Origin of the sequence: Vibrio sp. L85 (assembly GCF_963871815.1) — a bacterium.
Lineage (GTDB): Bacteria > Pseudomonadota > Gammaproteobacteria > Enterobacterales > Vibrionaceae > Vibrio > Vibrio harveyi.
On the sequence record NZ_CAWMYL010000013.1, the window covers coordinates 1 to 1,236 of the forward strand.

A 1,236-nucleotide genomic window follows, 5' to 3' on the forward strand; every position below is an offset into this window, starting at 1 on the left:
AAAGATAAGCTTAATAATTACACTGGAAGTAATGTGAGCAAATGTCGTATCAATCATTGCGTCGGGAGACTTCATAATTGACGCCTTGATGATAATCATTATCATTTGCATGTCAACACTATTCTTCATTCCGCCTTCTCGTTTTGGCTTGTTTTCGTTTCTGCTCTGCATTGTTACGTTTGGTCTGCTTAGGTAGATGGAAGGATTTTTTTATGGGTTCATCATATTGCATTAATCATCTTCCAATAGTGAAACGGTGAGCGTGATTGAAGTCCCTGGTTCGGGGGCGTCAATATCGATAAACGCTACATAGCCTTGCCAAATACCATCAGTATTTTCAAGGTGTTGTAAAGATGTGTCTAGCTTCCAATGATAAAAAGCGTCATCAACTTTTTTGAAAGGCAGTTCGCATTCAAGTGCATTTTTTACCACAAAATCAGCAAGGTCGAATTCGCCTTCAAAGGCGCATCCGCCACTTGGGTATTTTTTAATAAATTCAATCTCTAGAGTAAGGTTTGACATCGTTTTTCCTTTATAGTTTTTCGCATGTGCCATTATAAATATTAATAATGCTTACTATCAGCGCGTAGGTCCAGACACAAGAAAATGCCAATGTTATAAATAACGTCCACATCTGAATAGGTAATGAAAATAGCGGTGTTGCTATGATTGATGCCGTGATCATTGAGCACGTACTAGAGTGACAAAGGGTGTTTCTTAGCATTGTAATGCTGGCTCTAGTAAGTGCTCTTACATTTTTCTTTTTTGATAGCCACTGGTGAAAGCGTGAGGCGTGAATGTTGTTTTCTTTTCGTTTGTTCAGGACGATAGCTAAGAATATTGAGTAAGTGATGATCAGAACAATTTCTAGTGCAATCTGAGATAAGTTATTGTGCATTCTGAGTATGATGAATGGACTATAAAACAAAAAAATCAACCATGCTAAGTTACGGGTCAATAGCGCTATTGTCATAACAGGGTGTTCACTTATGGTGCTGTGTATCATTTTTTTTAACTTGTCTTTGATTGTTGGGAGTAAAAGGGGAGAGCGTGTCTTATTCTGATATGCTGTCTATCTCAATGTCTTGAGAGATAGCGGCTTCATCAAGCTCTTGCTGAGCTCGCTCTTGATAGTCACCATTGGATTTGAGTTTTTCTGCATCCTCAGTGGCGAGTTCTTTGACCGTATCACTTCGCTGCGCCTCTCTGATTTGGTCGGTTTCCAGCTTCATCTCT

General features: G+C 39.1%; 2 protein-coding genes. Both read right to left on the minus strand.

Annotation, left to right across the window (positions count from 1 at the left end):
- Positions 1-231: 231 nt before the first annotated feature.
- Positions 232-555, minus strand: coding sequence for a hypothetical protein (locus AACR11_RS03035; protein WP_259344126.1), 324 nt, complete (start codon positions 553-555; stop codon positions 232-234).
- A gap of 500 nt (positions 556-1,055) precedes the next feature.
- The coding region (locus tag AACR11_RS03040; protein ID WP_139374600.1) for a hypothetical protein at positions 1,056-1,236 on the minus strand (181 nt) is incomplete at its 5' end.